The sequence below is a fragment of the Longimicrobium sp. genome (genome assembly GCF_036387355.1).
Lineage (GTDB): Bacteria > Gemmatimonadota > Gemmatimonadetes > Longimicrobiales > Longimicrobiaceae > Longimicrobium.
The window spans coordinates 1-8,155 of the sequence record NZ_DASVTX010000364.1; the positions used below are offsets into that span (position 1 = coordinate 1).

The following is an 8,155-nucleotide window of genomic DNA, read 5'->3' on the forward strand; positions in this document are numbered from 1 at the left end:
GGATGAGGACGTGGTGCGCGCGGAACGCTGGGCGCGCGAGAACCTGCACCGGGCCATCAGCGCATCCGCCCTGGCCGCGGCGGCGGGACTTTCCGCGCGCACCTTTGCGCGGCGCGTGCAGCGGGCGACGGGGATGTCGCCGGTGCACTTTCTTCAGCGCATTCGCGTGGAGCGCGCGGTGGAGCTGCTGGAGACCACGGACTGCACGGTGGAGCAGATCGCGCGGCGCGTGGGGTACGCGGAGCCCACCACGCTGCGCCGCCTGCTGCGCCGCAACGCTGGCGTGCGCCCGCGCGACCTGCGGGCGTAGCGGCCCGGCACACGTCGCGCGCGGGCCGGGCGGATTCCCCGCAGCTTCCGCGGATCAGCCGGCATCGGGCATCACGCCGGTGTAGCGGGCGCGCGGGCGCAGCACCTCGCCGGATCCGTACTGCTCCACCGCGTGCGCCACCAGCCCCATCGCGCGGCCCAGCACGAAGAGCAGCAGCGGCGCGCCGGGTGGCAGCTCCATGGCCCGGGCGATGGCCACCAGGCCGATCTCGAACGTGGGCGGGTCGTCCAGCAGCGGTTCCGCCGCACCGGCGATGGCGTCCGCGAGCGCCAGCCCGGGGCTGCGTGGATCGGTCTCGCGCAGGGCACGCAGCAGTTCCGTGGCGCGCGGATCGCCCGAGGGGTGCAGCCGGTGCCCAAAGCCGGGGATGCGCTCGCCCCGCTGCAGCCGCGCCTCCAGCGCCTGGCGCGCCCGCTCCGGCGTGCCCACCTCGCTGAACAGCGCCTCCACCCGCTCCACGTGCCGCGCGTGCCGCACCCCGTGCATGGCGCCGATCCCGGCGGACACCGCGGCGTACGGCGTGCTCCCCGCCGAGGCGACCACGCGGGCGGTGAACGAGGCCACGTTCAGCTCGTGGTCCGCCAGCAGGATCAGCGCGGAGCGGATCAGCGGCTCGGCCTCCGGGCGGTCCGGCGCCCAGGCGCGCTGCAGCAGCACGGAAACGGACTCGTCCCCGCGCGCGCCCCCGCCGGCCACCCGCGCCAGGCGCCGCAGCAGCCGGGCGCCGGTGCGCGCCGCCCGCTCCGGGCGCAGGTCCCAGGCGGACGGGTCCTCCGCCTCCGCCAGCGCGAGCTCGATCTGCATGGCCGCGAGCGGGCCCAGGCCGGCGTGCGGATGGACGTCCGCCATCGGCTCGGTGAACCATCCCTCCGGCACCGTTCGGCTCCCCGTCCACAGCAGCGCCGCCACCTCCTCCACCGTGCTGCCGCTCGCGAGCTGCACCGCATCCTCCCCGCGGTAGTACAGCCGCCCGTCCGTGATCCACGTGAGCGCCGATTCCAGCAGCGGCGCGCCCCAGTGCAGCGCGTCGGCCGCCACGGTGTCGGGGTCGCGCCGGGCCCGCTTGCGTTCCGTGAGGCGCTGCACGTCCTCTGCCTGGTAGCGGTGGCCGCGGCGCCCGCCGCTCCCCGGCTCGGACCGGATCAGGCCGCGGCTCACGTACGCGTACAGCGTCTGGGGCGCCACGCCCAACTCCCTGCACGCCTCCGCCGCCGTCAGGTACACCCGTCTCGCCACGCCGGACCTCCCCATGAGGTTGATTGCGAAATCAAGATTGACGGCAAATCCCGGCCCGGAACAACTTGGGGCAGAGCAGCGTCGCGAACCCCAGCGGAGGTGAACCCCATGACTGCACCGGCTGTCCAGATCAGCACGCTCGCGGCGTACGTGGAGCACGAGACCGAGCGGTGGCGCCAGTGGTTTGCGGCGGCGCCACCCGATGTTCTTGACCTGCCGCTGGGCGCGGGCGCGGAGGGGACGGTGCGCACCCTGGTCAAGCACATCTTTGCCGTGGAACTGCGGTACGCGCAGCGCCTGGCGGGCACACCGGTGAGCGGATACGAAGCACTGGCGGACGAGACGGTGGACCAGCTCTGGCGCATCCACCGCACGGCCAACTCCATCCGCGCGCGCTGGCTGGCGGACGCCACCCCCGAGGCGCTGGACGCCATCCTCGTTTCCGATACCCGCAAGCTGGGCCGCATCGAGTCGCGGGCGCACACCGTGGTCGTTCATTCGCTCGTCCACGGAATCCGCCACTGGGCCCAGATCGCCATGGTGCTGCGGCAGCACGGGCACGGCGGCCTGTGGGAGCACGACTGGCTGCTGAACCCCGCCGTCCAGTAGCCCTCCATCCCGGCTCGCGCGGGGCACGCGGTTCCGCGCGAGCCGGGCCGCTACCGCCCTCCGCTCCGCCGTGCGAGCACCTGCGCCTCCAGCCGGCTCGCCCTGCTCGGCCCGGTCCACACGCGGTGCGCCGCCCGGACGAAATCCGCCTCCCGCGCCTGGTAGATGCTGGGCACGAACGTCTGCGGATTGCGGTCGAAGAGGGGAAACCAGCTGCTCTGCACCTGCACCATCAGGCGGTGTCCCCTGCGAAAGGTGTGGAACACGTCCGGCAGGCGGAACGAGACCTCGGCCACGCGGCCCGGCCGGAACGGCACCGGCGCGCTGAACGATTCGCGGTACCGGCCGCGCATGATCTCCCCCCGCACCAGTTGCTGGTACCCGTCCAGCCGCGCCGCCGGGTCGGGCGCGTCTGGATGGGCGGACGGATACACGTCGATCAGCTTGACCACGAAGTCCGCGTCCGTCCCCGTGGTGCTCACCCACAGCCGCGCCGCCAGTTCGCCGCCGAACGTAAGGTCCGCGTTCAGCGTGTCGGTTTGAAAGACGATGACGTCGGGGCGGCGTGTGAAGCAGCGCTGGTCCGCGCTCATGTAGCCGGTCAGGGAGCCGTCCTCGATGGTCGGGCCGGAGCACCGGGAGGGCACCGGGCGATGGGGATCGCTCACGTACTCCACGAACGCGGGGCCGCCCGGCCGCGGCGAGGTGGCGAGCGAGCCGTCCGCGCCGAGGTGGAAGCTCACCCGCTCCGCGTCCGGCGACGGCCATCCATCGAAGCGCTCCCACCGCTTGCGCCCCGTATCGAACATCAGCGCGCCGGGCGCACTCCCGTCCCCGCCCTTGAGGTGCGCGCGAAAGAACGCGGCCTCCACGTCGCGCTGGTACGCCGCCTCCAGCCCAGCGCCGAACTCCAGGTCACCGTGCGTGGTGCGCTCCACGCCGCGCTCCATCCACCCCCGGTGCGCCCACGGCCCCATCGCCAGCGACACCTGCGCGCCCGGGCCGCGCGCGCGCAGCCCGCGATACGCCGCCAGCGTTCCGTACAGGTTTTCCGCGTCGAACCAGCCGCCGACTACCAGCACGGGGTGCGGCACGCGGTTCAGGCGCGGCGGAATGGACCGGGCGCGCCAGAAGGCGTCGTAGTCGGGATGATCCACCATCTCCCGCCACCAGACGTTCTGGGGATAGATGCGCGTGGTGATGGTGCGCAGCGGCCCGAGGGCGAGCTGCCAGGCGTAGTCGTCGTCCATCCCCTGCGCCGCGACGCGCTGGAATTCGGGGAGCCACCAGTGCGACGGGGTGGGCGCGGGCCGCGCGACGCCAAACACCGGGTACGCGTAGAAGTGGCCCTGCAGCAGCGCGCCGTTGTGATGGAAATCCTCAAAGAAGAAGTCCATCACCGGCGCCTGCAGCGACGACGCGGCCAGGGCGGGGTGGCCGGACAGGGCGGCCGCCGCGGCGTAGTATCCGCCGTAGCTCACGCCCAGCAGCCCCACGCGCCCGTTCTGCGCGGGCAGGTTGCGGACGAGCCACTCGATGGTGTCCCACGCGTCGGTGGCCTCGTCCGTGGCGCGCGGATCGCGGGTCCGCACGGAATCCGCCAGCAGCGGGCGGACGTTCTGGAACGTCCCCTCCGACAGGTACCGGCCGCGCACCTCCTGCGTCACAAAGATGTACCCGTCGCGCAGCATGAACGGCGAGGGCGCCGGTGTTCGCGGGTACGCGGCGGCACCGTACGGCCCGGCGGAGAACGGCGTGCGCTGCAGCAGGATGGGGTAGCGGCGTCCGGGCGCCGCGTCCCGGGGCACGTACACCGAGGTGAACAGGCGCACGCCGTCGCGCACGGCGATGCGCTCTTCGCGCTTGATGTAGTGCTGCGCGAAGTACGCCGAGTCGCTTTCCGCCTCCTGCGCCGCGAGCCCCGCCGTGGTGCCCAGGAGCAGCGCGAACGCGAGCGCGAGGTGGCGGATTCCGTTGGGCCGCGGGCGCATCAGCGGTTCATGATGGACAGAAAGGCGTGCCATGGGCCCACGGCGTGGCGGTACTGCTTCGCCATTACGCGGGAAACCTGGGCCAGGTGCGCCAGGTCGTGCGCCACCCACGCGGCCAGCAACTGGCGCAGGGTGACCTCGCCGAAAGCGGGGTGGATGGCCGTCGCCGCGAGCTCCGCGTCCCCGAGCCGCCATGTGGATAGCGCGGCGAGGCTTTCGCCGCGCAGGCGGATGAACTCGTCCAGCAGCTGCTCCAGCGGAGCGCCGGCGAAGCGTTCCACGGGCGCGGCCTGATCAAAGGTGGGGAGCGCGCGGGACAAGCTCTGGTCCAGGAACACGCGGACCCGGGGCACCCAGGTCTGCTCCTCCGCGTGGATGAGGTGCGCGACGACCTGCCGCGGGCTCCACGTTCCCGGGCCTTCGTCTGCATCGGTCCATTCGGCGGGGAGCCCGGCCAGCAGCGCCCGCAGCGCCTGCGGCCCGCGCTCCAGCACCTGCACCGCGTTGGGAATCTCGAGGTTCATGGGATGATTCGGGTTCGAGAGCGTGAGGGGAACGCCGGTCCGCAAGGATGAGCGCTCGTCGCGACGCTGGCCCGGACGAGTAGCAGATCCTTTCGGTCGCGCACGATCCGGCACCGTGGACAGAGCGGCGCATGCGCGCGCGGGATGACAGCTCCGCGCCCGGTAGCCGCACGCTGCGCATACACTTGCCGCCCTGGCCGTAGCGCGGCGCCGAACATCGCTTGGCACCTCGGCGCTTCCGCGTCATCCTGAGCGGAGCGCTGCGCCGGACCCTCCTCCGCTCCGAATCGTGGCGCGCAGTCGAAGGATCCCGCCTGAGATGTCGGGCGCACCACAGGCTGCGTGGCGTGCCCCGGACCCCTCCCCGCGTCCGACACTGCGCCGCGCGCCACGCAGGCCGTCGCTCACGCGCGAGGCCGGTGGCGATCCTTCAGTCGGAAAGACGGAAGCACGCGGAAACCCCGCGCGGCGCCTGCTTTAGGATGGACAGGTCCGCGCCCGGCAACCGCATGCTGCGCATGCACTTGTCGCCATCGGGCGTAGCGCCGCGCCGAACGTCGCTTTGCACCTCGGCGCTTCCGCGTCATCCTGAGCGGAGCGCTGCGCCGGACCCTCCTCCGCTCCGAATCGTGGCGCGCAGTCGAAGGATCCCGCCTGAGATGTCGGGCGCGCCACAGGCTGCGTGGCGTGCCCCGGACTCCTCCCCGCGTCCGACACTGTGCCGCGCGCCACGCAGCCTGTCGCTCACGCGCTTCGGTCCGTGGCGGGATCCTTCAGTCGGCGCCTGAGTGGGACCACGCGGAAAGCCCGCGCAGCGCCTCCTTCAGGATGACGCTCGCGGTCCGAACCGCGTGGCGGACGGAGATGCTGGACAGCCTCGACGGAGGCCGGCTCTGCGCTCGCAACCGGTTGCGGCGCCTGAGCGTGCCGCTCCGTACGCTCGTCAGCGCCGGGCGGGACGGCCGCCGTCAGCGGGCGGAAGCGCCCAGATCTCCACGCGGTTCTCCAGGAACAGCGGAACGGCGACCCAGCCGCGACGAGGGTCCACGCCCAGGTCAGCGGGGGAGTTCAGGCCGCGGATCACGGGCCGGACCGATCCGCCGTCCACCAGCGACACCGTGGAATCGGCCCAGCTCGTGACCAGCGCGCGGCCGCCGCCCACCACCTCGATCCCGTCGTACCCGCCCGGACCCGAGGCGCCGTCGCGCGGTGCACCCTCCCCCGCCCTCCACCGCTGCACCGCCCGCGACCCGTTCGGCGCCAGCAGAAACCCGTCCCCATCCGCCGCGATCCCGTTCGGCAGGGCGAACGCGTCTCCACCCGCCACCGCCGTCGCGGTACCGCCCGTGACGCGAAAAATCTGGTCGCGCCCCGGGTGCGCCATCCGCCCCGCGCCGTCGATCACGATCCCCGTATCCGTGACGTACAGCGCGCCGTCCGCACCCACCGCGACGTCGTTCAGGAACGTTGCACCCGGCACCGCGATGCTGGCCAGCGGCGCCCCGGTTCGCCGGTGAAACGCGCGCACCGCGTCGATGTCCGCCACCCACAGCGTGTCGCCCGTAACCGCCATCCCCTTGGGCGCGTTCAGCATGACGCCGTCCCGCCCGCCCTGGATGAAGCGCATCGCCAGCATGCGCCCGTCGCCGCTCGCGCGGCTGATGAACCCGTTGTTGTCACGGCCGGACGGGTTCCCCGCGATGTTGCTCACGAACAGGATGTCCGCGCCCGGATCGTACCGCACGGACTCCGGCGTCTCGAACCCGGTCATCACCCCAATCCGCCGTGCCTCGGGTGGCGGATTCCGCGAGGCCTGGCCCGCGGCCGTGCAGGCGGCCACCAGCGGAAGCAGCAGAACGATTCCGCGAGATACGCGGCGTAAAAGGCGGGCGGTGCGCATGGACGGGCTCCTGCCGGAGTGAATCAGCCTGCGGACGACGCCAATGGTGCGAGCCTCCGCGAATGCCGTCAATCTTGATTCGGGAATCAATCCAACGCGGCCGGTCACGATGGTCCGGACATCACGAGCAGGCTGGATGTCGCGGTCGCGTACAGCCTTCCGTCGGCGTCCGTCAGCCGTCCCTCCGCAAAGGCGACGCGGCGGCCGCACGTCACCGTCCACGCTTCGGCGCGCACCGGACCCGTGTCGCTGGTCATCGCCCGATGATACGCGACCTTGAGTTCGAGCGTCATGAAGTTCTGCCCGGGCTGCATGCGGGAAAGCACGGCGTATCCGCAGCTCGTATCCAGCAGGGCGGCGGCAAATCCGCCGTGCACGATGCCGGCGGGGTTGTAATGTTCCGTGCCGGGCGTGGCCTCTGTGACGATGCGCCCTTCGTTCACCTCCACCAGCCGGATGCCGAGCGTACGGGCCATTCCGCCCTGCCAGTCCGCCGCCATCATCGCCCGCAGATGTTCAATCCCGGACAGGTGCGCGCCGTGCTCATCCAGCAGGTTCATGGGACTCTCCAGGGTGCCCGCGCCGTCCGCGATCACGGCGGGATGTGCGACGCGGATGGGGAATCTCGCGAAGGGCCCGGCCTGGCGTGCCGGAGACGCGTCAGGCCAGCATTGTCTCCAGGCGTTGCTTCACCCGCGGCCATTCCGCGGCCACGATGCTGAACACCGCCGAATCCCGCACGCGCCCGCCGCGCATGATCATGTGCGCGCGCAGAACGCCCTCCTCGCGCGCGCCGATGCGCGCAATGGCGGCGCGGGACTTTGCGTTCAGCGCGTCCGTCATGAACTCCACGCGGTTGACGCGCCAGTGCTCGAACGCATGCCTGAGCATGAGGTACTTGGCCTCGGTGTTCGCGTACGTCCGCTGCCAGCTCCGGGCGATGAACGTGAACCCGATCTCCACGCGCGCGTGCGCCGCCTCGATGTTGCGGAACCGCGTGCTGCCGATCACCGCGCCCGAGGCGAGGTCCACGGTGGCGAAGGCGAGCTCCTTCCCCGCCCCGTGCTGCGCCTCCGCGTCGGCCAGAAACGCCGGAAGGTCGCGCGGATGCGGCACCAGCGTCACCGGAATCTCCCAGAGCGCGCCGTCGCGGATGGCGTCCGCGAGCCCCGGAAGGTGCCTTTGGCGCAGTGGCTCCAGGACGATGCGGGAGCCTCGCAGTTCCACCTCTTCGACGTTCATCGCGAACACGGGCGCGGGTAGCCGGGACGCCGGTCACGATGCGCCGGGCCGCGGCCGGAGTCAATCTTGATTTCGCAATCAATGAAACATCCGGTATTGCCGCCGCCCTTTGACGCGGCCCCATCCGCCGCCCATCACCCCAGCGCCGCTGCCTGGCACGAGCATCGGCTCGCCGCGGCGGCCGCGATGACGTTCGCGCCGGGCCACGACCGCCGCCAGCGTCGGATCCGCCATCGTTCGGGGAGATTTCGCCATCCGCACGCACCCACCCGCGGCCGGCGGCGACCACGATCCGGGAAACCACGATGGCGCGGCGGGGGGC

At 72.1% G+C, this 8,155-nt stretch carries 9 protein-coding genes; 2 read left to right on the plus strand and 7 right to left on the minus strand.

Annotation, left to right across the window (positions count from 1 at the left end):
* A partial coding sequence (locus VF665_RS15815; RefSeq protein WP_331054406.1) for a helix-turn-helix domain-containing protein occupies nucleotides 1-310 on the plus strand: 310 nt, incomplete at its 5' end.
* 54 nt (nucleotides 311-364) lie between these two features.
* On the opposite strand, the gene VF665_RS15820 is transcribed toward VF665_RS15815, so the two are convergent.
* A complete protein-coding gene (locus tag VF665_RS15820; RefSeq protein WP_331054407.1) occupies nucleotides 365-1,567 on the minus strand; it encodes a citrate synthase family protein in 1,203 nt (400 codons plus the stop codon).
* A gap of 108 nt (nucleotides 1,568-1,675) precedes the next feature.
* Here VF665_RS15820 and VF665_RS15825 point away from each other — a divergent pair, with 108 nt between their 5' ends.
* Nucleotides 1,676-2,176, plus strand: a complete 501-nt coding sequence (locus tag VF665_RS15825; RefSeq protein WP_331054408.1) for a DinB family protein — start codon at nucleotides 1,676-1,678, stop codon at nucleotides 2,174-2,176.
* A gap of 50 nt (nucleotides 2,177-2,226) precedes the next feature.
* Here the strand turns inward: VF665_RS15825 and VF665_RS15830 are convergent, their stop codons facing one another.
* From VF665_RS15830 to VF665_RS15855, 6 genes are all read right to left on the minus strand, one after another.
* Nucleotides 2,227-4,200 carry a CocE/NonD family hydrolase gene (locus VF665_RS15830; protein ID WP_331054409.1) on the minus strand — a complete coding sequence of 658 codons (1,974 nt, stop codon included), beginning with the start codon at nucleotides 4,198-4,200 and terminating at the stop codon, nucleotides 2,227-2,229.
* Entirely contained in the window at nucleotides 4,167-4,691 is a 525-nt protein-coding gene (locus VF665_RS15835; protein WP_331054410.1) for a DinB family protein, read from the minus strand. Before VF665_RS15835 ends, VF665_RS15830 begins: the two co-directional genes overlap by 34 nt.
* Before the next feature lie 943 nt (nucleotides 4,692-5,634).
* On the minus strand, nucleotides 5,635-6,462 hold the full coding sequence (locus VF665_RS15840; RefSeq protein ID WP_331054411.1) for a hypothetical protein: 828 nt from the start codon (nucleotides 6,460-6,462) through the stop codon (nucleotides 5,635-5,637).
* 233 nt (nucleotides 6,463-6,695) lie between these two features.
* Nucleotides 6,696-7,151, minus strand: coding sequence for a PaaI family thioesterase (locus VF665_RS15845; RefSeq protein WP_331054412.1), 456 nt, complete (start codon nucleotides 7,149-7,151; stop codon nucleotides 6,696-6,698).
* Between the two features lie 100 nt (nucleotides 7,152-7,251).
* Nucleotides 7,252-7,833 carry a GNAT family protein gene (locus VF665_RS15850; RefSeq protein ID WP_331054413.1) on the minus strand — a complete coding sequence of 194 codons (582 nt, stop codon included), beginning with the start codon at nucleotides 7,831-7,833 and terminating at the stop codon, nucleotides 7,252-7,254.
* 78 nt (nucleotides 7,834-7,911) lie between these two features.
* A partial coding sequence (locus tag VF665_RS15855) for a hypothetical protein (protein ID WP_331054414.1) occupies nucleotides 7,912-8,155 on the minus strand: 244 nt, incomplete at its 5' end.

What these genes read in the sequence shown, in the direction of transcription:
- VF665_RS15850 (WP_331054413.1), bottom strand. Translation starts at nt 7,833, where the DNA reads ATGAACGTCGAAGAGGTGGAACTGCGAGGCTCCCGCATCGTCCTGGAG.
- VF665_RS15835 (WP_331054410.1), bottom strand. Translation starts at nt 4,691, where the DNA reads ATGAACCTCGAGATTCCCAACGCGGTGCAGGTGCTGGAGCGCGGGCCG.
- VF665_RS15825 (WP_331054408.1), top strand. Translation starts at nt 1,676, where the DNA reads ATGACTGCACCGGCTGTCCAGATCAGCACGCTCGCGGCGTACGTGGAG.
- VF665_RS15840 (WP_331054411.1), bottom strand. Translation starts at nt 6,462, where the DNA reads ATGACCGGGTTCGAGACGCCGGAGTCCGTGCGGTACGATCCGGGCGCG.
- VF665_RS15845 (WP_331054412.1), bottom strand. Translation starts at nt 7,151, where the DNA reads ATGAACCTGCTGGATGAGCACGGCGCGCACCTGTCCGGGATTGAACAT.
- VF665_RS15830 (WP_331054409.1), bottom strand. Translation starts at nt 4,200, where the DNA reads ATGGCACGCCTTTCTGTCCATCATGAACCGCTGATGCGCCCGCGGCCC.